17 protein-coding genes are annotated in these 24,424 nt (G+C 43.5%); 6 read left to right on the top strand and 11 right to left on the bottom strand.

Features of this window, described 5'->3' with window-relative positions:
• Nucleotides 1–4: 4 nt before the first annotated feature.
• The 5 genes from CLV51_RS06550 to CLV51_RS06530 all read right to left on the bottom strand — a co-directional run bounded on the left by CLV51_RS06550 (nucleotide 5) and on the right by CLV51_RS06530 (nucleotide 8,535).
• Nucleotides 5–1,312 carry a TolC family protein gene (locus CLV51_RS06550; RefSeq protein WP_106527175.1) on the bottom strand — a complete coding sequence of 436 codons (1,308 nt, stop codon included), beginning with the start codon at nucleotides 1,310–1,312 and terminating at the stop codon, nucleotides 5–7.
• Nucleotides 1,313–1,329: 17 nt separating this feature from the next.
• Entirely contained in the window at nucleotides 1,330–4,401 is a 3,072-nt protein-coding gene (locus tag CLV51_RS06545; protein WP_106527174.1) for an efflux RND transporter permease subunit, read from the bottom strand.
• Between the two features lie 10 nt (nucleotides 4,402–4,411).
• Nucleotides 4,412–5,461, bottom strand: coding sequence for an efflux RND transporter periplasmic adaptor subunit (locus CLV51_RS06540; RefSeq protein ID WP_245898636.1), 1,050 nt, complete (start codon nucleotides 5,459–5,461; stop codon nucleotides 4,412–4,414).
• A gap of 169 nt (nucleotides 5,462–5,630) precedes the next feature.
• Nucleotides 5,631–8,015, bottom strand: coding sequence for an ABC transporter permease (locus CLV51_RS06535; protein WP_106527173.1), 2,385 nt, complete (start codon nucleotides 8,013–8,015; stop codon nucleotides 5,631–5,633).
• Nucleotides 8,016–8,166: 151 nt separating this feature from the next.
• Nucleotides 8,167–8,535, bottom strand: coding sequence for a VOC family protein (locus tag CLV51_RS06530; RefSeq protein WP_106527172.1), 369 nt, complete (start codon nucleotides 8,533–8,535; stop codon nucleotides 8,167–8,169).
• A 58-nt stretch (nucleotides 8,536–8,593) separates the two neighbouring features.
• Here CLV51_RS06530 and CLV51_RS06525 point away from each other — a divergent pair, with 58 nt between their 5' ends.
• The gene (locus CLV51_RS06525) at nucleotides 8,594–8,980 is read left to right on the top strand and encodes an SRPBCC domain-containing protein (protein ID WP_106527171.1); all 387 of its coding nucleotides are present in this window, start codon (nucleotides 8,594–8,596) and stop codon (nucleotides 8,978–8,980) included.
• A gap of 70 nt (nucleotides 8,981–9,050) precedes the next feature.
• Here CLV51_RS06525 and CLV51_RS06520 read toward each other — a convergent pair whose 3' ends face one another.
• Complete coding sequence (locus CLV51_RS06520; protein WP_106527170.1) at nucleotides 9,051–9,695, bottom strand: SMI1/KNR4 family protein; 645 nt, start codon at nucleotides 9,693–9,695, stop codon at nucleotides 9,051–9,053.
• Nucleotides 9,696–10,349: 654 nt separating this feature from the next.
• On the opposite strand from CLV51_RS06520, the gene CLV51_RS06515 reads away from it, so the two are divergent.
• Complete coding sequence (locus CLV51_RS06515; protein ID WP_106527169.1) at nucleotides 10,350–11,864, top strand: malate:quinone oxidoreductase; 1,515 nt, start codon at nucleotides 10,350–10,352, stop codon at nucleotides 11,862–11,864.
• Between the two features lie 89 nt (nucleotides 11,865–11,953).
• Here CLV51_RS06515 and CLV51_RS06510 read toward each other — a convergent pair whose 3' ends face one another.
• On the bottom strand, nucleotides 11,954–13,483 hold the full coding sequence (locus tag CLV51_RS06510) for a sulfatase family protein (RefSeq protein WP_106527605.1): 1,530 nt from the start codon (nucleotides 13,481–13,483) through the stop codon (nucleotides 11,954–11,956).
• A 406-nt stretch (nucleotides 13,484–13,889) separates the two neighbouring features.
• Here CLV51_RS06510 and CLV51_RS06505 point away from each other — a divergent pair, with 406 nt between their 5' ends.
• Together CLV51_RS06505 and CLV51_RS06500 are read left to right on the top strand one after the other, a co-directional pair.
• Entirely contained in the window at nucleotides 13,890–15,266 is a 1,377-nt protein-coding gene (locus CLV51_RS06505; RefSeq protein ID WP_106527168.1) for an alpha-L-fucosidase, read from the top strand.
• 60 nt (nucleotides 15,267–15,326) lie between these two features.
• Nucleotides 15,327–16,907 (top strand): DUF4955 domain-containing protein, encoded by a 1,581-nt coding sequence (locus CLV51_RS06500; protein WP_106527167.1) that lies wholly within the window; start codon nucleotides 15,327–15,329, stop codon nucleotides 16,905–16,907.
• A 24-nt stretch (nucleotides 16,908–16,931) separates the two neighbouring features.
• Here CLV51_RS06500 and CLV51_RS06495 read toward each other — a convergent pair whose 3' ends face one another.
• A complete protein-coding gene (locus CLV51_RS06495) occupies nucleotides 16,932–17,330 on the bottom strand; it encodes a DUF1634 domain-containing protein (protein WP_106527604.1) in 399 nt (132 codons plus the stop codon).
• A gap of 3 nt (nucleotides 17,331–17,333) precedes the next feature.
• Nucleotides 17,334–18,170 carry a sulfite exporter TauE/SafE family protein gene (locus CLV51_RS06490; RefSeq protein WP_106527166.1) on the bottom strand — a complete coding sequence of 279 codons (837 nt, stop codon included), beginning with the start codon at nucleotides 18,168–18,170 and terminating at the stop codon, nucleotides 17,334–17,336.
• A 146-nt stretch (nucleotides 18,171–18,316) separates the two neighbouring features.
• On the opposite strand from CLV51_RS06490, the gene CLV51_RS06485 reads away from it, so the two are divergent.
• A complete protein-coding gene (locus tag CLV51_RS06485; protein WP_106527165.1) occupies nucleotides 18,317–19,150 on the top strand; it encodes a CvfB family protein in 834 nt (277 codons plus the stop codon).
• Between the two features lie 281 nt (nucleotides 19,151–19,431).
• A complete protein-coding gene (locus tag CLV51_RS06480; protein WP_106527164.1) occupies nucleotides 19,432–19,662 on the top strand; it encodes a hypothetical protein in 231 nt (76 codons plus the stop codon).
• 274 nt (nucleotides 19,663–19,936) lie between these two features.
• Here the strand turns inward: CLV51_RS06480 and CLV51_RS06475 are convergent, their stop codons facing one another.
• Together CLV51_RS06475 and CLV51_RS06470 are read right to left on the bottom strand one after the other, a co-directional pair.
• Complete coding sequence (locus CLV51_RS06475; RefSeq protein WP_106527163.1) at nucleotides 19,937–22,741, bottom strand: T9SS type B sorting domain-containing protein; 2,805 nt, start codon at nucleotides 22,739–22,741, stop codon at nucleotides 19,937–19,939.
• A gap of 205 nt (nucleotides 22,742–22,946) precedes the next feature.
• A complete protein-coding gene (locus CLV51_RS06470) occupies nucleotides 22,947–24,386 on the bottom strand; it encodes a hybrid sensor histidine kinase/response regulator (protein ID WP_106527162.1) in 1,440 nt (479 codons plus the stop codon).
• Nucleotides 24,387–24,424 lie beyond the last annotated feature (38 nt).

The raw sequence follows: 24,424 nt of genomic DNA, 5'->3' as shown, positions 1-24,424 counted from the left end.
TTGCTCAATAATCCAGCAAATTAGCCAGCGACTTCAATTGTATTTCTGCTGCCTTTGCAGCATAGGTAAGATTTACCAGCAGGTAACCGGAATTTTCAAAACTTTGCTGGGCAGTTTTAACGTCTATAATAGTAGCCTGCCCTAACTGAAAACGCTGTAAAACCAGGTTGAGCAAACGATAAGACAGGTCATAGTTACTAACCGCTGTGGTTACCTGCTGCAGATTGACGGTATATGCCTGCCACAACTTTACTGTATTGGCAGTGTAGTTTCGGGTAAAAATATCCTTTTCAATTTTGGCGTTGTAAGTAGCAATACGGGCTACCTGTTGCTGTCGCTTATAAATAGTTCCGTTAAAAATCGGAATGGTTAAACCCGCACCAACGTATGGTCCGTTGTTTTGGTTAAACAACACATTACCCGCACCAGCTTCTGTGCGATTATAATCGTATCCGGCATTTACACTGAGGGAAGGATAACGCTGCGCAGCAGTTTGCCGCTCTGTTAACTCATTCACCTTTATTTGCAGATCGGCTGCCAGCATACGTGGATTACGCAGCAGCAGCGAGTTAAGCACCGTATCCAGGTTTAATTTCGTATCTACAATAATAGTATCGCTCACCTGAATAACGGAATCTGCTTTGAGCGTAAGCAGGCGGAGTAAGGCTGTTTTATCCTGACTAATAACCAACAACTGCGACTGCAACGCCTGCTGCTGTGTATTAATATCTACCTGCGCCTGAAACAGATCCGCATCATTAGACATACCCACCTCTCTTTTGGCTTTCACAATATCCAGTTTCTGTTGTGATACATCAATTGATTTTTGCAGGGTGGCAGCATAACTTTGCTGACGCACAATATCGTAGTATGTCAGCTGCACATTAGCCACTACATTGATGATCATTGAGTCCAGATCTGTGCGGCTCATTTGCTCCAGGGTAGCCAGCCGCTTTTTATTAGCCACAATCCGACGGCCGTTATATACCAGTACACTGGCACCCAACCCGGTATTTAAGGTATTGGAGGAAGAACCATTTCGCTTTATAACAGTACCGCTACTCAACTTTTGATTTACGTTAATGTTCTGCGCATTATCAGTGCCGGTAGCCTGTATCAGCGGGAGGCCACCAGCTACACCGTAGTTATTATTGATGGTACTGGCCTGCAGGTCATTCTTCACCATCTGCAGATCCAGGCTGTTTTTCAACGCAATATTAATGGCCTGTTGCAGGTCCAGTTTTTGTTGCGCTATCCCCGGTACAGGCAGCAACAGCAAAACAAGGCTATATCGTAAATTTTTTATGATCATAACTAAAATAGTTGCAGTTAATCTGTCACGGTTGCAGGTACTGCTTTATGCTTACCCGAAATGAAAGTATATACTGCAGGTATCACCAATAGTGTTAATATCAAAGAAAATAAAATACCGCCAACAACTACAATACCTAGTGGAACGCGACTGGTAGCCGCAGCGCCCAAACTCAATGCAATAGGCAATGCACCCAGGGATGTAGCAAAACTGGTCATTAAGATAGGCCGTAAACGCTGCGCTGCTGCTTCTATCACTGCCTCCCTTTTAGCCATCCCCTGTTCTCTTTTCTGATTGGTAAATTCCACAATTAAAATACCGTTTTTAGTCACCAGCCCAATCAGCATAATCATACCTATCTCTGAAAAAATATTTAATGTCTGACCAAATGCCCACAGGCTCAGTAATGCACCAGCCAACGCCAGCGGCACGGTGAACATAATAGTGAGCGGGTCAATAAAGCTCTCAAACTGCGCAGCCAGAATGAGGTAAATTAAAATAAGTGCCAGGCCAAAAGCAAAAGCCGTATTGGAAGAACTTTCTGCATAATCTCTGGAAGAACCAGCCAGCGACGTATGGAAGGTAGGATCCAGTACACTTGTGGCTATTTTTTGCATGGATTTAATACCGTCACCAATTGTATTACCCGGTGCCAATGCTGCAGAAATAGTGGCAGACTTATACCTGTTGTAATGATAAAGAATAGCCGGGCTACTGCTGGGCTGCAGGTGGACCACAGCATCCAGGGGAATACTGTTACCGCTCTTACTTCTTACATATAGTTTGTCGATATCCGCAGGTGTGCTCCTATCCACTCTTTCCACCTGCCCGATTACCTGGTACTGATATCCATTCATGATAAAATAAGCCAGCCTGCCGCCGCTAAAGGCCGACTGTGCGGCACCTATCACATCGGCAGTAGAGAGTCCCAGGTCTTTTGCCTTTGTTCTGTCTACAGATAATTGTACTTCAGGCTTATTAAATTTTAAATCTACATCTACGTTGGAAAATGTTTTGTCGCCCCGTGCTTCTTCCAAAAATTTTGGAATAGCCGCTTTCAACTTACTCAGGTCAAGGGTTTGCAATACAAACTGCACCGGTGCGGAAGATTTTGATCCGGAACCTACTGAAATGGTTTGTTCCTGGATAGCAAACACTCTTCCATCGTTAAAGTTGGTTAATTTCTTTTGCAGGTCATTGGCAATATCATTTTGTGTGCGGCTGCGCAGGGAAGGATCAATTAAACCAATCCTGGGCTGGGCCACGTTTACAGCGCCTCCCGATCCACTGGGCGTTCTGCAGAAAACAAAATCTCTTTCAGGTACAGAATCATACAGATAAGCAGCTACCCTGTCGGTATAGTTTTGCATATAACCAAAACTGGTACCTTCCGCAGCAGTCACAGTAAAACGAATATTATTCCTGTCTTCCAGCGGCGCAATTTCACTTTTCAGGTTCAACATCGTTAAGCCGATCAATACACCGCAAATAGCGATGATCAGCCATGCCACCCATCTTATCTCCATAAAACTTTCCAGCAAACGTTTATAACCGCTTTCCATGCCAACAAAAAAGGGTTCTGTTTTCACGTAAAACCAGCCATGTTGTGCATTTTTTCTGTTCAGTACTACGTTTAGTACCGGTGTAATAGTGAGCGATACAAAGGCAGATATTAATACCGCTGAAGCCAGCACTACGCCGAACTCCCGAAACAAACGGCCCACAAATCCCTGTAAAAATATCACTGGTAAAAACACAACGGCCAGTGTAACAGAGGTAGAGATAACAGCAAAAAATATCTCCTTACTACCTTCCAGTGCAGCTTTGTGGATAGGCATGCCTTCTTCCAGTTTACGGAAAATATTTTCCGTTACCACAATTCCATCATCCACCACCAACCCGGTAGCCAACACAATACCCAGTAAGGTTAATATGTTGATAGTAAATCCGGCTACATACATCACAAAAAAAGTAGCTGTCAGGGAAATAGGAATGTCAATCAATGGCCGTAAGGCGATAAGCCAGTTGCGGAAGAAAAGAAAAATCACCAGTACTACCAGTCCGAAGGCTATCATCAATGTTTCCTGTACTTCTTTCAGCGACAGGCGGATGTTGCGGGTATTATCTATCAACACATGAAACTGTATATCTTCTTTATTTGATTTTTCAATTTCCTGTAAACGTTTATTAAAATCATCTGCAATCTGGATATTGTTGGCACTGGGTTGCGGAATGAGGGCAATGCCTACAGCGTTTACGCCGTTGTATTTCCAGCTTTGTTCATAGATCTCCGGGCCTAGTTCCACGCGGGCAACATCAGACAGACGTACAATACCGGTACTGTCTTCCCGGATGATCAGATCACGGAATTGTTTTTCGGTTGTTAACCGGCCCAGGGTACGGATAGTTAACTCCGTATTATTACCATAGATTTTACCGGGTGGCAAATCAACATTTTCAGTTTGAAGAGAAGTGCGGATATCTGTAAAATCAACATTATGCATGCTCATTTTATCGGGGTTAAACCATAAACGCATCGCGTAACGTTTTTGCCCGAGAATAGTGATAGCGCTTACATTGTTGATTGTCTGAAACTGTTGCTGCAATACATTTTCAGCGTAATCACTCAGTTGCATGAGACTTTTGGTACGACTCTGTACCGCCATAATCACAATAAAATCTGCACTTGCATCTGCCTTTGTTACTACGGGTGGTGCATCAATATCCTGCGGCAAATTGCGGGTAGCCTGACTTACCTTATCCCGTACATCGCTGGCAGCGGCTTCCAGGTCAATACCCAGATTAAATTCTACTGATATACTGCTGCTGCCTAATGAACTGGAAGAGGTAATAGTACGGATGCCAGGTACTCCATTGATCTGTTTTTCCAGCGGTTCGGTGATCTGGCTTTCAATGATATCTGCGTTGGCGCCGGTATATGCAGTGGTAACGGTAATCACAGGCGGATCAATAGCAGGGTAATCCCTCACGGCCAGGAAGGTATATCCTACCAAACCGAAAAGGATCAATGCCAGATTCATGACTGTTGCCAGTACCGGCCGTTTAAGCGACAACTCAGATATATTCATGCGATACGATCTATTTCAGATCCGATAGCTGCTTTACACTTCTTATCTTCATCGGGCCATTAGGTTTTGCAAACAATACGCCTGTTACCACAACAGTATCTCCGGGATTTAATCCCTGGGTAATTTCCACATTCGTCGCTTGTCTTACACCGGTTTCCACACTTATAAAACTGGCTTTACCATTTTTTATTACAACTACCTGGTTGCGCCGGTCGTTAGGAATCAATACATTGCTGGGCACCATGATAGCGTGCTTATTTTGACCTGCATCTACATATACTTTTACAAAACTACCGGGATGGGCTTGTGTAGCCGGCAACATGGCCCTCACTTTGATGTTCCGGGTAACCGTATTGGCCTGTGGTTCTACTGCTATTACTACTGCACGTTGTCTGGCAGTATCGGCAGCGTCTTTTTCCACAGATACTGTACTACCCTTGCGCACCAACGGACTGTATTCTTCCGGTAGTGTAAAATCTATCTTTAGTGTATTGAGTTGCTGAATAGAGGCAATTACATCTGCCGGGGTAACGTAAGCGCCTATACTAACCAGGCGCAGACCAATAGTACCGGAGAAAGGAGCTTTCACCACTGTTTTATCTATCAATGCCTGGTAATAGGCAATATCTGTTTGTATACTTTGTAACTGACTTAGCGCGCTGTCGTAATCCGACTGGTTAATACCATTGATGGCCAGCAATTTTTTCAAACGGGCTTCTGTCTTGATGGCGAGCTCCAGTTGTACTTTTGATTTGCTGAGTTGCGCCTGCAGATCGGCATCATTGATACGGGCGATAACAGTGCCCTGGTTAACAAAAACGCCTTCAGGTACATTCAGGTATACGATACGGCCACTGGCTTCGGGATGCAGCTGCACAGACTCGTTGGAAACTACTGTACCATTGGCTTCTATAATATTGGAAATAGACTGTTGGGAAACAACAACTACATCTACAACTACAGTGGCATCCTGTTTAACAACGGGTGCTTTTTTACTATGGCAGGCACCGAGTAAAACACCTGTACAAGTGATTAAAACAGACAATGAGATACGTACCATTCAGAACGAATAATTTAAAAACAACTTCTTTCTATATCTACATTCAAAAACGAGTGATGATTATATTAATTGAAGAGTATTCAAACACTTACCTCAAAGTCACAGGATATTATGACAGTAAAAATACCTTTTTGTTTAATAGTCCATGAAAATACTTTCTGGAAACGTTTTATTCTGCACGCAGGCTTTTCACAGGATTAGCCATAGCCGCTTTGATAGCCTGGTAACTAACTGTGAGCAATGCTATCAACAATGCGCCTGCACCAACTACTGCAAAAATTTCCCATACAATGGTGGTATGATAGTTATATCGTTGCAGCCAGTTAGCCAGGAAATACCATGCTACGGGGACAGCAATACAACAGGAGATACTTACCAATACCACAAAATCTTTAGACAACATTTGCCACAGCTGAAATACGGAGGCGCCCATTACTTTGCGGATACCAATTTCCTTGGTGCGTTGTTCCGCTAAAAAAGAGGCCAGGCCAAACAATCCCAAACAACTGATCAGGATAGCCAGGATAGCAAAGAAGGTAGCCAGTTTACCAATACGTTCTTCCTCACTGAATTTTTTTGCATACTCCTGGTCAATAAATTTATATTCAAACGGAGCACCCGGATTATATTTTTGGAATACAGCCCCAATGGTTACCAAAGCCTTGCTGGTACTAATATTCGGGTTAATTCTAAGATTTATAAAATTACCCGGTTCTTTCAGGAGGTAATAAATAGCCTGCTGTACTGGTTCGTAGGGAGAAGTCATGATCATGTTTTCTACTACCCCCAATACATGATAGCTTTGCCCGTTCCATTTGATAGTTTCACCTACAGGATTTTTTAGTCCCATGTATTTCACTGATGCCTCATTCAATATTAATCCCATTGAGTCAGTGGCGAAGTCCTGCGAAAAATCGCGTCCTGCCTTAAAGTGCCAGCCAATTGTTTTCCCATATCCAAATTTGCCGCCAATGGTGGCAAAGCTTTCCTGCTGATCAGCCACTTTTCCCTGCCATTCAAAACCACTTTCGTCGCTCCAGATATCTGTCAGTGGCCCTTGTGATTCTGCCATTGCAGTGATGGTGCCAGTGCTCATCAATTCATTTTGTATAGGATTATAATTCTGATATATTTCGGGTGTGGTCATTTGTATAGCCAGTAATCCTTCGCGCGTATATCCTACCGGGCGGTCTTTAGCAAACTGAATCTGGCGATACACGATAACAGTACCAATAATTAATAATATAGAAACGCTAAACTGTACTACTATCAATGCTTTGCGGGGAACAGCAGCAAAACGGCCTGCCTTAAAGGTTCCTTTCAATACTTTCAACGGCTGGAAAGATGACAGGTAAAGGGCCGGGTAACTGCCTGCAATAAAACCGGTAAAAAGGCTGAAACCAATTCCTGCCAGCCAGAACCAGCCACTGGTCCACAGCACATGGATATCTTTATCCGCTACTTTATTAAACCATGGTAATATCAGTATCACCAATAACAGGGAAAGCACAAAAGAGAAAACTGCGACCAATATAGATTCACTCAAAAACTGCCAGATAAGCTGACTTCTTACAGATCCTATTGCCTTACGGATGCCCACTTCTTTGGCGCGTTTTTCTGAACGGGCAGTACTCAGGTTCATGAAATTGATGCATGCCAGCAACAATACAAAAATGCCTATTAGACCAAACAGGCGCACATATTGAATTTGGCCACCTACATTCACGCCGTTCACAAAAGAAGAATACAAATGCCATTTGTTCATGGGGTGCAGAAAGAGTGCTGTTTTAACACCTGATGCATCATGGGAATGACGGGCTTTAACGTCTTTTATTTTTTGCGAAACTTTATTAAAATCGGTGTTGTCCGCAAGCTGTACATATATATGCATAGCGTTGGCGTCCCATATATCTTTTATATTCTTCACCCAGTCCCAGGATGATACAAACAGCTCCCATGGCGCTATGTAAGCCATGGTACTTAAAGTAGTATTATTGGGTAAGTCTTCATACACACCAGTTACTTTCACCGTTAGCTTATTGTTATTATCCAGTTTCACGAACTGATCCATCGGGTCTTTATCACCGAAGAGAGATGTAGCCAGAGAGGCGGACAACAAAACGGATGATGGTTCTTTTAATCCGGTGCGGCTGCCTTTCAGCATTTTTAAAGAGAGCAGGTCAGGTCCGCCGGGTTCCATGAAACAGCCTGATTTGGTAAATTTTTTCTCTCCGGCAGCAATGGTGTGCTGCCCTCCTGTTACAATCACTACCTGTTTAAAATCATCGGGATAAGAAGCCCGTAATTCCGCTGCCAGCGGGATTGGCATTGCATTAAATGCGCTGGCCTGGTTGCCAAGGGATTGCCGCTGCCATACAGTTGCTATGCGATCATAATTTTGGTGGTATTTATCAAACGATAATTCACTCCATATCCATAAGCCAATCAACATTGTTACTGCCATGCCCATAGACAGACCGAAAACGTTGATAAAGGAAATACCTTTATTTTTCAGGAGATTTCTGAATGCGACCTTTAAGTAATTTTTTAGCATGACTGTGGCATTTTAGGTGACCGTTCCCCAATGACACAATAAGACTGCCATAGTTGCATATAGCGCAGGGCGTAGCGTTCCCGGGCGGCAACACCTTATATTTGTTCAGATATGAACGGACAATGCCCGAAAATGAACAGTAGTCCCATTTTTATGCAGGTTGCTGCACCACCACGCAAACATCTTCTGTATCTTTTAGCGCAAATTCCAGCGACCCCCATGGTTGCAGATGGATCTCCGGTGCATTGGGATGCAACAGTTCCGGGTGGCTACCTTTTACCAGCGCATGTACCGCCTCAATATCATCTGTTTCCAATCTTAATTCGGGCCTGTCTTTAATGGCCCACTCATGGCTCTCAATCAAATGAATCACGAGCGTATCCCGCTTGATAATACAAAACGGCTGCTCTCCGCTGTCATCGCGATATGCCACCTCGAAACCCAGTGTGTCCACAAAAAGCTGCAAACCCACTTTCATATCCGAATAAAAAACATTCGGGATCAGTTTGGTTAATTGCATAAGACCAAATTTTATAGAAAAGTAAATAATAATTCATCAATTCAGTAGCTTTGAAACCATGAAAGATTACAAAAAGCATTATATACTCTCTGCAGCACCTGAAGAAGTATACGCCGCACTCACCAATCCGGCCACCATTCAGCTATGGACGGGCGAAGTAGCGGAAATGTCTACTGAACCAGGTTCAGAATTCGCTTTATGGGAAGAAAGCATTGTAGGGAAAAATCTGGAATTTGAGCAGGACAAGAAAATTGTCCAGCAATGGTATTTCGGGGAAGATGAAGAAGAAAATCCTTCAATTGTTACCATAAAACTGCATCCTTCTCCCAAAGGTACAGATGTGGAATTAAAGCATACCAACATCCCGGATGAAGCTTATGATGACATCGTGGATGGCTGGAATGACCAGTATTTCGGATCACTGATCGATTTCTATAAAGACTAACAAGGATTCAAGGATTGAATGAATTACCCTATATACATCAGGGCAATTCATTCAATCCTTGAACCATGATCTATATCTTATCCCTTGTCTGATAAGGGAAACTACTATCCAGCCATTCAAAATTCATTTCCTTTTCCACTATTTCGTGCAAAGCTACATTGGTTAACCTGCCAAAGTCATATACAGCAGCCACAATATTTGCCTGATGTGGTGTTATATAAGGTGCATGCGTGCGTAGGAAATTGCGGCAATTCTCTTTCATATCACCATGCATGATCAGTGCAGGGTGTTGAGGATCCAGGTCTGTAACCGCTTCCAGCATCTGTAGAAAAATAAAATCCTGTAAATTTTTAGCGAGAATACAAGCTTCATTTACATCATGAAACACCTGTACAATAGGCACATCATCCCCGTTCTGCAAATTATAATAAAACGCATACCAGTCGCCGGCACCACTTTGCGCAAATGGTACAAACTGATGTACCGGATCCGCAAACAGCAAACCTTCCTCCATCTCTTCCTCTACCGTTGCCAGATTCAATATTTCCAGGTCATTGGCGTATAATAATAATGGTGGTGCAGATTTAATTCCGGGATATACATCGTTTAGCCAATCCTCTCCAAACTCGCCCCAGTTAAGCATTCCATCTTTGTATAATTGTTTATAGAGAGATGGATAGGTAAATTCATATTCTTTTTCAATTTCCTCCAGCATGATTATTCCATTTAGAACCCCGAATGTATCTATAAAATTGTTAAGCTTTGGCAAAAAGTCGTTCTCCCTGTTTGGAGAGGGAGGGCCTTCGGCCCTTGTCTTTTCTTTACCATGATTAAACTGATTAAGATGATTATGCTGATTATATTTTGATTATGTAAGATTTAAAAGATTGGCGAAGATCTAAGCGGGTATTTTATTTTTTTGATTTAAAAAGATTAGCGAAGATCTCAGCGGATATTGTCTGAACCAGGATTTAACGGATTGAATGGATTACCCTGATGGATGTTATATTGTTTTATCTGGAAGATATATGCGAATATCTCCGCTATGATCTTCGGCATCCATCAGGGTAATCCATTCAATCCGTTAAATCCTGGTTCAGACAAATACCCGCTTAGATCTTCGCTAATCTTTTAAATCTTACATAATCAAAATATAATCAGCATAATCATCTTAATCAGTCTAATCATGGTAAAGAAAAGACAAAGACCGAAGGTCTCCATACATAACAATTACTTATCATGACTTCAAAACTTTCAATCCATTCTGAAAGAATTGTAATGAGATTGTTAATTGTGCCCTAAACCTTCAATTTATTCTCACGCGTAAATGTTTTGATTGTAACTTTGCACCTCGAATAAAAATGGGGTTATGTTTAGAAGCAAGAGTACGGCTGAAACAGGTCCGGATGTGGTTTTAATCGGCGCCGGCATCATGAGCGCCACACTGGGAATGCTCCTGAAAGAGCTGGAACCTGAGTTAACCATTGCGATTTTTGAACGACTGGATGTGGCTGCCGCAGAGAGTTCCGACGCATGGAACAATGCAGGCACCGGTCACTCCGCATTTTGTGAGTTGAATTACACACCACAAAAGCAGGACGGATCAGTAGATATCAAGAAAGCAGTGAACATTGCAGAGCAATTTGAAGTGTCCCGGCAGTTCTGGTCGTACCTGGTAGAAAACAACATCATTTCCAATCCACACAAGTTTATACAGAGCATTCCTCATATGAGTTTTGTTTGGGGAGAAGAGAATGTAGATTATCTGAAAAAAAGATACAAAGCGTTGCAGCAGTGTCATCTTTTTAAAAGCATGGAGTATTCTGAGGACCAGGAACAACTGAGGTCCTGGATGCCGCTGGTAATGGATGGCCGCGATACTACACAGAAGGTTGCCGCTACGCACATGGAATTAGGTACAGATGTAAACTTTGGGGCTTTAAGCCGCGCATTGTTCAATCACCTGGAAAAATTGGATGGCATTAGCTTGCATTTCAACCATGATGTACGCGACCTCAAAAAGGCTGAAGACGGCAGCTGGCTGATCAAAGTAAAGAACCGCGATACCCGCGAAAAACAACTCATCAAAACAAAATTCGTATTCATTGGCGCTGGTGGCGGATCTCTGCCCCTGCTGGAAAAATCCGATATTCCGGAAGGAAAAGGTTTCGGCGGTTTCCCGGTAAGCGGACAATGGCTGCGTTGCAATAATCCGGAAATAATTGCGCAACACCAGGCAAAGGTATATGGCAAAGCCTCTGTAGGCGCGCCTCCTATGTCGGTGCCGCACCTGGACGCCCGCATGATAGACGGACAAAAAGCATTGCTGTTTGGCCCCTATGCAGGTTTCTCCACTAAATTCCTGAAAAACGGCTCCATCTTCGATCTGCCTTTATCTATCAAAGCCAATAACATTCACCCGATGGTGTCTGCCGGCCTGGATAATATTCCGCTGACCAAATACCTGATTGCACAGGTAAGACAGAAGCCGGAAGACAGAATGGATGCTTTACGTGAATATTTTCCTGAAGCTAAAATGGAAGACTGGGAACTGGAAATTGCCGGTCAGCGTGTACAGGTAATCAAAAAAGATCCTGAACATGGTGGTATCCTGGAATTCGGTACAGAAGTAGTAAGTGCAGCAGACGGTTCTATCGCTGCCCTGCTGGGTGCTTCTCCGGGCGCTTCCACAGCGGTTTCCATCATGCTCAACCTGCTGAAACGCTGCTTCAAAGAAGAAGTGGAAACTGAAGCATGGCAGATCAAACTGAAAAAAATGATTCCTTCCTATGGCCAGTCACTGCTCAATAATCCTGCGCTCTGTGATGAGTTGCGGTTATGGACAACAAGTGTATTGGAATTACGGGAAATGGAAATGGCTTAAAATATTTGAAGTATAAAATGACTGAAGCGAAGACCAGAGCGGATAATACCCGCTTTCGTCTTCGCTTCAATCGTTTTAACAGCTGAATGTTATTTACTCCTGCCTGCGTCTTTCAGGGCTTTCAGCCTCGCAGCAAGGTCTTTCACTATTTCCGGATGTTGTACAGCCACATTGTTTTTTTCTCCCAGGTCTTTATTGAGATCATATAATTGCGGTGCCGGATCATTTCCCAATTCAATGTTTACTGCCTTGTCGTAACGCTCACCATTACCGGGTTCAATATATTTCCAGTTGCCTTTGATAATACCCAGGGAACCTGCGTATTCAACAACTGTTTCACGACCTTTTTTGTCTTTACCGGTGAAGGCAGCCAGCATATCAAAGCTATCCGGACCATCGTTAATGCCTGGTTGCTGCCCTGTTAAAGCCCCAAATGTGGCCAGGAAGTCCAGTTGACTTACCAGGGCAGCCGAAGTGCCTGTTTTGACCTTTCCAGGCCAGCGGATAATGAGCGGCACGCGGGTACCTGCATCAAAATTGCTGTACTTACCGCCACGAAGCGGGCCGGAAGGCGTATGTCCATTGAGCAACTCCACTGCCTGATCTGCATAACCATCGTCTATTACAGGACCATTATCACTGCTTACAATAAGGATCGTATTATCTGTGAGGTGTAGGCTATCCAGCGTATGCATGATTTGTCCTACCGTCCAATCCAGCTGCAGGATAGCATCTCCGCGTACACCCAATCCGCTTTTACCGACGAAGTTGGCGCCTGGCACACGTGGTACGTGGATATCATGGGTAGCAAAGTAGAGGAAGAATGGTTGCTGGCGGTGCTCAATAATAAAACGTTGAGCCTTATCCGTTAGCGTGGCAGCAATCAGATCATCTTTCCACAAAGCCGATTTGCCGCCCTGCATAAAACCAATGCGGCCAATACCATTTACAATGGCGTTATTATGACCTTGTGAAGATTTCATCACCAATAGCTCCGGATTGTTCTTCCCGGTAGGCTCGTTGCCTATAGGCGCCGTATAGCTTACTTTAATAGGATCATTGGGGTCCAGGTTGGCCACGCGGTGGTTTTCCACGTATACACAAGGTACCCTGTCGGCTGTAGCCGGCATGATCCAGCAGTAGTTAAATCCTATTTCCAGCGGGCCAGGCTTCAGCTCGCCGTTCCAGTCCGGGCCTTTTTCATTTCCTATGCCCAGGTGCCATTTGCCTACTGCACCGGTGATATAACCAGCGCGCTGTAATATAGATGGTAAGGTAGTACGGGCTGTATCAATGATCAGGGACGCATTGCCGGGGGCAATACCGGTGCCCTTTTTACGCCAGGCATATTGCCCGGTGAGGATAGAATAACGGGAAGGGGTACACGTAGCAGAAGAAGCATGTGCGTTGGTAAACCGGATGCCCTGTGATGCCAGCCGGTCGATATTAGGTGTGTGTATTTTTGTAGCGCCATTGCAGCTGATATCGCCATAGCCCAGGTCATCTGCGTAAATGAGTACAATATTAGGACGCTGTGGCGCGCTTTTCTTTTGCGCCTGTGCCGTGCCAGCCAGACTGATACCTATCAGCAGTGTCAGCCCGAGTTTCATGTTCACCATACTTATATCCGTTTTGATCTTTGTAGATAAATGCAAGATAATATCTGCACACCTAAAATGGTAAACGTTTACACGATAAACAGATAATGCGAAAAAAACATAATCATCAGGTAAAATCAAATCATTTTTAAGTCTATCTTTTACGGATATTAGTATTATCAATTCCCACCAGCGCATCAAAAACACTGGCAATTGATTATCAGCACGTTTTGAAAAACACAGCAGCGCATCGCGCTTATTTTTTACAAAAGTTATGCAAACGATTGCAATAAAACACTTAATATAACATTCAATATATCTCCGATATTATACTGACAGCATCTATCAATAATGAAATCATTTGCATAACTGTAGGTTACAACACGAACTAAATTCAATAAATTATCAAACTATCAACTTCCACTGCATGAAAAAACTGGCCTTATTTCTGTTTACGCTCGTCTGCACAGCGCAAACTATTTCCGCACAAACCTCCTCAGCACTTGATCAGCATATGAAATGGTGGCGGGAGGCGCGCTTCGGTATGTTTATCCACTGGGGCGACTATGCTGTACTCGCAGGTAATTATAAAGGCCAGCAGGTAGGCCGCGGCGGCGAATGGATCATGAACCGCGCTAAAATACCCGTAGGGGAATACCAGCAGTTTGCCAAACAATTTAATCCCGTTAAATATGATGCAGATGCATGGGTGAAAACAGCCAAAGATGCAGGCATGAAATATATCGTGATCACTGCCAAACACCATGATGGATTTGCCATGTTTAAATCCGCCGCCAGCAAATGGAATATAGTGGACGCTACACCATATGGTAAAGATATACTTGCCCCACTGGCAGCAGCCTGCAAAAAATATGGTATCAAACTGGGCTTCTACTATTCTCAGGCGCAGGACTGGAACAACCCCGGCGGTGCAGCTGCACGCAAAATAGCTACTGAAGGCTGGCCTAATCCGGATTCTGCTAAAATAGATGCTTATACACAGGCTAATACCGGCCATTGGGACCCGGCTCAAACCACTGCTACTATGTCTGAATACATTGATAAAGTAGCAGTACCACAGGTAAAAGAACTGCTCACCAACTACGGCGATGTAGCAGTACTCTGGTGGGATACACCTACCAACATGACAGACGAGTATGCAAAGAAGCTACAGAACGTACTGGCATTGCAGCCTGACATCATTACCAACGATCGTCTCAAACGTCCCGATTTCCCCGGCGATTATAAAACACCGGAACAAAAAATTCCGGGTCAGTCAGAACTGGATGGCCGCGACTGGGAAACCTGCATGACAATGAACGGTACCTGGGGTTATAAAAGCTACGATCAGAAATGGAAAAGCACAGAAACACTTATCCATAACCTCGTAGACATCGCCTCCAAAAACGGTAACTATCTGCTGAATGTAGGTCCCGATGCCACTGGTCAATTTCCACAGGGCAGCATAGAAGGACTCAAAGGTATCGGCAAATGGATGAAAGTAAATGGTGAAGCTATTTACGCTACACAGGGAAGTCCGCTCCCCGCCTTGCCATGGGGCCGCTGCACTAAAAAAGTAAACGGCAACACTACCACTTTATATCTGCATGTATTCAACTGGCCCACAGATGGGAAACTGTTGGTACCAGGTTTAAAAAACAAAGTAAACAATGCCCAATTACTGGCCGGCGGTAAAACATTAACTACCACTCCCGGACAGGATGGCCTGGTCATCAATGTTCCAGCCCAGGCACCGGATGCAATTACTACTGTTATTAAAATTGAAGCAGCAGGTATTCTATAAAAAAATAACGGGTGACAAATGATGAGATATCGTTGTCACCCGTCTCTATCAAAACAGGTTATGATCTACACAAAATTACTTTTTTCGATCTGCCTGTTGCTGACAGGTTTTTTCGCGTATACGGGTGAAAAAGAACATGTGATAGATAAACTGCCGGTAACAGCACCATTATGGGAAGATTTTGTTACTGCAAAAAAGAACAATACCATTCCGGTACTACCAGATTTCTCTTATGCAGGTTATCATTTTTCAGAACAATCGCTCCCTGATATCAGCAGCAAAAAGAAATTTGATGTAACACAATATGGTGCCATCCCAAACGATGAGCAGTATGATGATGAAGCCATACAACGTACAGTAGATGCGGCTTCGGCCAATCCCGGTGGTGGTATTGTTTTTTTCCCGCCCGGCAAATTTTTGCTGGCTGCTGATGAAGATAATAAAAAACAAATCCGGATTGCTGCCAGTAACATTATCCTGCAAGGCAGTGGCAGCGGTAAAGGTGGTACAGAAATTTACCAGGATAAAAAACGCATCAACGACAGACAAATTCTTTTTAAACCTAATGAAGATAAGCAACCCCGTTTAACCTATATAACTAAAGATGCCCCCCGCGAAACCTTTTGGGTAGAAGTAGCAGATGCCAGCAAATTGCGCGCGGGGGATGACGTCATCATTAAACATCACAGCGAAGCCTATACGAAATGGTATTTTGCACCACTATCTTTAAAACCGCAATGGACAAGGCTCTTTGGCGATGACGGTGGTATGCAGATCAGCGAGATCCATACCATTAAAAAGATAGATGGTAACCGTGTACAATTTATCAATCCCTTGCACCTGGATATTCACCTGGTGGCAGATAAACCTTTTGAACTGGTGCCTTACAACTGCTTGCAGGAATGCGGTATCACCGGCATTTTATTCAGCAGCAACTGGAAAAATTATCCGGAAGAATTTGTGCATCATAAAAATGAAATTCATGACTATGCCTGGGAAGCCGTTGGCATGGAATACGTGAAAAACAGCTGGATAAGCGATTGTGTTTTCCACGACTGGAATGAAGGCATTTTTATCCGCGCGGGCTACCAGGTAACTGTGCAGCACGTAACCTTTACAGGTAAAAAAGGGCACGCTTCCGTACATGCCAGAACAGGTTATGGCGTGTTAATAAAACAATGTCATTTCAACGGAGCACAGCACCACGGGCCCGGAACAGGTTACAGTGCTGCGGGCACCGTGATTACACAATGTGATCTGGGTACTGATCAGAATTTCGATAGTCATTCCGGGCAGCCTTATGCTACCCTCTTCGATGATATTAAAGGCGGTGTATTTTACAACCTGGGTGGCCCGGAACCTGGCCACCCGCATCATGGCAAACAACTGGTGCTCTGGAACTTTCAACATAGTTCAGAAAAAGAGCAACATTATAATTTCTGGGATACAGCACGCAGACGTAATTACACTATTGCATCACCTATACTGGCAGGTTTCCAATCTGACAAAGCTGTAGAAATAGAAAACGCAGGCATTAATCAACTACAGGGACAGGCAGTATTACCCGTTTCATTATTTGAAGCGCAGCTGGCATTGCGGCTAACGGGAAAGGATATATCAAAATGTCTTTCACAGGATTAGACTGATTATACTGGGAAAGACAATCTATCCAGCCAGTCCTCCCAGCATACTAAACATAATAACCCCCAATACTATCAGGGTGATGACCACATACAGGTAATCTTTCTCTATCAGGAATGCAACTACGGAGAAGGCTATACGAATAATGGGAGTAGCAATTAATAATACAACGCCGAGTTGAATAATATTCATGCCTTTGTTATCGAGTACACCCTGCCAGATGCCCGGCAGATTATTCAACCCCTCCCGCACACCTGTAAATTCTTTATAAGACGGCAGTTCGTGACCATGACGACTGAGGTAGATAATTCCTCCTATAAGCACTACTAAGCTGGAGGTAATCACACCTAAACGCAGTTGTTTACCGATGAGCAGCTGGATATCTTTGTCTGCCAGGAAATGTTTTGAAAAGAACTGTTTCATCATTTATAATTTTCCGGTACAACCATTATAGATCATCTGCAGCGCGAGAAAAGTTATTACTACGCTAAAGACTATACGTAACCATTTTACATTGGCGCGTACCAGCAGTTTGGAACCGCCAAAAGCACCTGCCAGTACACCTAATACCACCGGCATACATAAGCCGGGAGAGATATACCCGCGTTGGAGATACACCACTGCACTGGCCGCGGCAGTAACGCCGATCATGAAATTACTGGTAGTGGTAGATACTTTAAACGGAATACGCATGATATTATCCATCGCCAGCACCTTTAATGCGCCCGAGCCAATGCCCAGCAAACCAGACATTACGCCGGCAAACATCATCATAAAATAACCACCCGGTACGTGATGTACTTTGTAGTTAACTATATCTCCGTTAACCGGATAAGCACTGTTGAGCCGCAGTTGCCGCGCCAGCTTACTGGAATCTACATCTGTAGCATATTCCATTTTTTTCCGGAAAGACATCAGTGCAGAAAAAATAAGTACACAGCCAAAGATGATGGCCACAACGTTAGTGGGCAGGTATACGGCTATCACCGCGCCCACCACAGCCCCGGTAGTGGTGGCAATTTCCAGGAACATGCCCAGCCGGATGTTCGTAATCCCTTCTTTTACGTAAGCAGATGCAGAGCCGGAAGAAGTAGCTATAGAGGCTACCAATGCGGTACCAATAGCATAACGAATGTCCACATGAAATACAAGGGTTAGCAGGGGAATGATCACAACGCCGCCTCCCAAACCGGTCAGCGATCCCAGTAGGCCCGCCAGGAAGGCCCCGCAGAGGAGGATCAGGGTGAATGATAAAATCGTCATAAGAATGGTTTGGTTGGTTTAGATCAGCCATTTATAGCGTACAGTACACCTGGTAAATACCTGATGTTTGCAAAAGTAAGCAGAATATGATTCCAACAATCCGGCAATCTATAAGTAACTTGCACCCTGAGAATTAATTGATTTTTATGATAAATGTGGGTGCATATAACCTCTTAAGGGTAAAAAAAGAAGCTGATTTTGGTGTGTATCTTGAAGGAATAGATCAGGAAATCCTGCTTCCGACAAGGTTTGTACCGGCAGGTACACGTGTGGGTGATGAGCTGGAAGTATTCCTGTATCATGATTCAGAAAATCGCCTCATTGCCACCACCCAACGTCCCTTTGGCATTGTGGGGGATATTGTTCTCCTCAAAGCCGTAAGTGTAACCCCGCAGGGTGCCTTTCTGGACTGGGGCCTGATGAAGGATTTGTTTGTGGCACAGTCCCAACAGCTGACCCGCATGGCACCCGGACAGGAATACCTCGTAAAAATATATATCGATGAAATGACAGGCCGCATTGCTGCTACAGAAAAACTGGATAGTTTTCTGAGCAATGAAAACCTGACAGTGAAAGAAATGGACCAGGTAGATATGATTGTATATCGCCGCACTGATATAGGTTATGCAGTGATCATTAATAACCAGCATACAGGTATCCTCCACCATAACGAGCTTTTCCGCAGTATAGATATTGGCGATAAACTGAAAGGTTTTATCAGGCAGATTAAAGAAGATAAGATTGATGTCATCATCGGTAAACCCGGATTTAACCGTGTGGAAGATGAAGGCGAAAAAATATTAAGATTGCTGCAGGAAAACAATGGCTACCTGCCATACCATGATAAATCTTCTCCGGAAGAGATCCAGGCGTTCTTTGGTATGAGCAAAAAAACCTTCAAAATGACCATCGGCAGCCTGTATAAGCAACGTAAGCTCACCTTTACCCAAACCGGTATTAAAGCCGCAGAAGAAGAATAATCAGCAATAACTTATTTCGTATCCAACTTGCAGTTGTAACACATAAGTGTTATCTTTAAAAGATAAGCACCAACCTTGTCTTTTATGAAGGAACCTACACACACTGTTATAACTGCAGGTATTCCTGTGCGCAGGAAATTGTACACTTTACGCAATCCCGTCAGATTCTTACCATAGTGTGAGCCTTTTCCACTACAAAGGAAATACAGATCCTTTATGTACAATAAATATTAGTATTATTATACTATATTTATAATTAACTAATTATCAGATAATAAATAATGGAAAATAACGATAATATAGAAATCATTTTGAGAAGATTTTTACAGGAACTGGCATCCCTGGAGAACAAGCCGGTGGAATTATTAACGATTACCTTAACAGTAGATAGTGCTCATTTTCCGAAAAGAGGGAATACCCAAAGCATCATTGTAAAAGGGCAACGGAAACGAATAAACGAACAGCGGGGCTCCGATCCGCTACATTATCATATCACCTGTTACGAGAAATAAAATGACCATCCTGTTTTAACTTTTAACATCATTAAACAGGATGGTCACTAACATCAAATATTCCTATCTGAATAAATGCAATATCAGCCCCAGCTCAAAGATACCGTTGGAATAATTCTGTAAGCCACAATGGTTGCAATGGGGAAGTTGCCTTAGACCAGCTCTGTGCGGACACAGAAAAAAACAAAGGCAATATGAGTACTGTGATAAACAGGCTGCGTCTTACTTGTTGATATATGTGAAACATCCTGATCGTTTTTGGGAAATTAGAAACTTATTGTTCGTTGATGATGGTGATAAAACCCTTGTATACTTTTTTACCGGTGCCGAGATCAATGATATAATAGTAGGTTCCTTCTGCCAGCGCATGGCCATTTACACGCCCATCCCAGTTATTCGTATATCCTTTTACGTTATAAACCAATCTGCCGGCCCTGTCAAATACTTTTACTTCATTTTGTGGATAGCTGTCGATATTCTGTATCACCCAGTAATCATTTTTCCCATCCCCATTAGGTGTGAGAATATTAGTGGCAGCTACTTTATAATCGTCTGTTACCGCCAGCGAAAAGCCAGTGCTGGCACTGCATCCGGCTACGTTGGTAACAGTTACCTGGTAAGTAGATGGCTGCATAGGTCTTACTGTTAATTCAGCAGCATGCTGCCCGTTTATAATGCCGGGTGCAGCCGCCCATTCATATACCAGTCCACCGGAGGCCGTAAGATGTACTACGGTTCCTTTGGATATACTTGCCCCGGCATCACACCTGATAACCGGAACAGGCAATTCATTAACAGTAAGTATAAAAGTATTCGTTACCTTATCCACACCTCCGTTGGCGGTACCGCCGTTATCTTTCACTGTTACAGTTACCCGTGTACTACCTTTAACACCGGGCTTCAGCAGCAACTGAATGCTGGCGTTTCCGTTACCGTTATCATTGATGGATAAATTATCGAAATAAGGTTGATCTGCATTTACAGACAAAGTATAAGTCTGGTTCTTTTCAGGTCCCGGACCGATACCACTAACAGCAATGCTTTGCGCTGTTCCCGTATTACAAAAAGCCTGATCAGCAATAGCGGCTATCACCGGTGGTTCATTTACATCTGTTATATTAATACTAAATGTTTGCTCAAACCATAATCCGCCTTTATCGGTAACGCGTATACGAATATTATACAATTGTTTTGTTTCATAATCGAAGACGGCATTGGATGCTAATTTGTCACCGGTCAACTTAAACTGACTATTATCTGTGCTACCAGCACCACTTACAAGGGTATATGCAAATGTTTCGTTAGCATCGGGGTCAGTGGCAGACAACATACCAATTTGTGCAGCAACAGGACTATTTTCAGCAATGCTGTTGTTATCCAGTGCTATAGCTGTAGGAGGACGGTTGAGCGCTATTAAGTTGATAGTAATGTTTGTTGCTGCGCTGGTATTTAATCCGTCACTAACGCTAACGCCTATACTAACATGGCTGGTCTTATGAGCATCCAGTGCCGGATCATTAATAGTTAATTGCCCTGTTGCAGCGTTGATAGCAAAATCAGGAACGCCGTTACCATTCTGATCTGTATTGGTAGTAATATTCCAGTCTTGAATAATGTTGGAGGCGTCTGTAGCTATTAATATACCGAGTACTGTACCGGCAGGGCTTTTCTCCAACACGTTAAAAGGCGGAACGGTAGCGATTAACGGAGGCGTTTTATCGTATACTACAGTTAGCGGTACAGCTGCTTTGTTGCCATTGCCTGCTACATCTGCAACAATATTGTCTTTTATAATAACAGTTACATTGCCTTCTGTTAATGGCGTTATATCTGCGGTGTACGCTGTAACACTGGAGGGCACATTTGCTATAGCAGCAGAAGATCCGCCATTAACAATAACATTAGTAGCAAAAAAGTTACTAATAGGCTCGCTCCAGGTGTAAGTAACCCGGAACGGTTTATTAACACGCGTTGCAGCCGTAGTGAGGGTTACCACCGGGCGTGTAATATCATATGTTTTGGTGATCGTATTAGAAGGCGGGAAACCGTTGCCAAGCGGGTCATGAAACACGTTGAGCGGCACAGAAATATTTACCAGGCCTTCATGATCCGGAGTAACCAAAACAATATAGGCACCTGGATTGGGGTCATTGGGATCTTTAAGCATAGTACCTACGGGACCATTATCAATACTGACTTTAGTGTTATCTGCATCTTTGATCGGCGCGCTGGCTTTGAGGTATAATAAAAACGGAGCGTTCACCACAGCCGCTGCATTTGTACTCAATGCAATAGACAACGGATTGTTATTATACAAAACAGTCAATACAGGAGACCCTGTATTTTGATTGCCTGCCACATCAGTAGCTATACCGGGCATCAGGGAAAGCATTACCGGGCCATTGGTACCAGGGTTTACCGTCACCTGCCAGGTAGTAGACGTGATGTTGGTGAGGTTAGTCACTGTAGCATTAGCAGTTATACCACTGACAAAGAATGCGGATACTGGTTCACTGAAAACGATGGTAACCACAAAAGAACCGGTTACATAAGTTGATGGGGTAGTAAGCGTTGCCGTTGGGGCAACAGCATCTATATTAATTGCCCCGGCCGCTGCAATAGGTGCATTTTGTAATGTCGGGTTTGCATCGTTACCAGTCGGATCCTTAATTGCAGCTCCTCCATCAAAATTCATATTAGTCCCAAAGGTTAAACCCATGCTCTGTTGCCCCGCTTTCACTGTATATGTAAAAGTAAGTGTGGTGGTACCGCTTCCACTGGTATAATCTGCATAATCGACAGCGCCATTACTCAGCACCAATAACAGCCTGGGTGTACCTGTTACCGAGATATTTGCTGTATACGCAGCAGCGAAAGTAATCTGACTACCTGCTGTGTAAAAGGGTACGGGAGGAGAGGTTATCGTCAGATTTACCATTTCTGCGGGAAACAACATACCCGCCGGGTTGTCCGGATGATGGTTATTAACTGAAGCTGCAAATGAATAATTTAGCAATACTATTAACAGGATGGTCAACAGACCTTTCTTCCTCCATTGATTGATATAAAACTGGTACATAAAACGGATAAATAGTCATTCACCGGTGTCCTTCACAGCCGGTAAACATTAATGTTTAGCAATTTCACGAGAACGGATATACGTAGACCCATCATATTTTAATATGAGGAGTATCAGGGTTTTCTGATAGGGATGGTTAAAATGAAATAGAAATACGCAATAAAATTAATATTAAATTAATTGATAACGGAGAAAAAAATAGCGACTATGCGGTGGGGAAACTGATAAGGAAGCTGGTTCCAGCTCCCGGCGTACTTTCTACGGAAATATTACCTTTATGATGCAGGATAATATTTTGTGTAGCGGTAAGTCCAAGCCCGGTACCTTTTGTTTTGCTGGTAAAAAAGGGTTCAAATAATTTAACCATGTTTTGCTCCGGAATGCCACTACCGTTATCGGTTATACGAATAAATACCCTGTCCTGTTCCTGGTAAGTTTGAATTCCTAACCGGCCTTCTCCGGCTTTCATTGCTTCAATGCCATTGATGATAATATTCAGGAAGGCAATCAGGATCTTATCTTCATCTGCCATCATCAGGCAATCGGGTTCACAAAGTGCTTTTACCACGTTAATATTGTTGAGCTGTAACCTGTCAGCAGCCAGCTGCAAAGCTTTTTCTGTCAGCACATTCAGGCCCATTGGCAACATATTCAACTCAGACATGCGGGTAGACTGCAGCAACTCCGTTACCAGGTGGTTAATGCGGTGACAATTACGTTCCATGATATCAAGGTACAGCTGCCCGTCTTCTGTTGTCGATACCTCGTCCATTTTAAGCTGCGACACTGCCAGTAAAATGTTGGTCAGCGGGTTACGTACTTCGTGCGCAATTAAACGGGCTATACGGCCTGTAATGGCAAATTTCTCCTGCTGCTGTTTCTCACGCTCCTTACGTTTACGCTCTGTAATATCCTGGATGATACACAAAAACAATTGCTTTTTTTCATCGAGCAGGGAGGCATTCATCATTACGTCCAGCAGCTGCCCGGATTTATTACGAAATATATACTCCTGTTGCACTACACCGTGTTCACTACAAAGCTGGTCCAGGAAATCGGGGATCACTTTTTCTTCCGCAAACAGGTTTTGCAGGTGATGATTGTACAGATCATCTTCGGCGTACTTTAACACGTTGAGAGCAGCCGGATTAGCAGCCACTATTTTTTGTTCGCAGTCGGCCAGGATGATGATATCATTGGATTTTTCGAAGATGCTGAAGTAACGCTTTTCACTTTTTTCAATGGTATACAGGTGACTGAACTTATCAAGGGTATAACGAATGGCGCGCTCCAGTAACGCTGCATTGATTTCACTTTTCACCAGGTAGTCGGCAGCGCCGGCCATCATGGCTTCTTTATCTATGTGATAATCTCCTTTCCCCGTGAATAATATAACCGGGGCTTTATATCCCAGGTTGCGGAAATGATGCAACACATCTATACCCGTATGAGCACCCAACCGGTAATCTACCAGGTAAAGATCATGCGCTCTTGTTTCAATTGCCAGCAACCCTTCTTTATAGGAAGATACCCACTGTAAAATATACTGATCAGGCGAAATGTCCTGTAGTAAAGAATTTACCAGGAAAAAATCGTCCTCATCATCATCAATCATCAGGATATGCTTCTTACCATTTACAGCCATAAGTATTAAAAGAATTCTCCGATATCACCCAATAATCA

Origin of the sequence: Chitinophaga niastensis (genome assembly GCF_003014755.1) — a bacterium.
In the GTDB taxonomy this organism is placed as follows: Bacteria; Bacteroidota; Bacteroidia; order Chitinophagales; family Chitinophagaceae; genus Chitinophaga; species Chitinophaga niastensis.
This window is presented reverse-complemented; position numbering and strand designations above follow the sequence as displayed.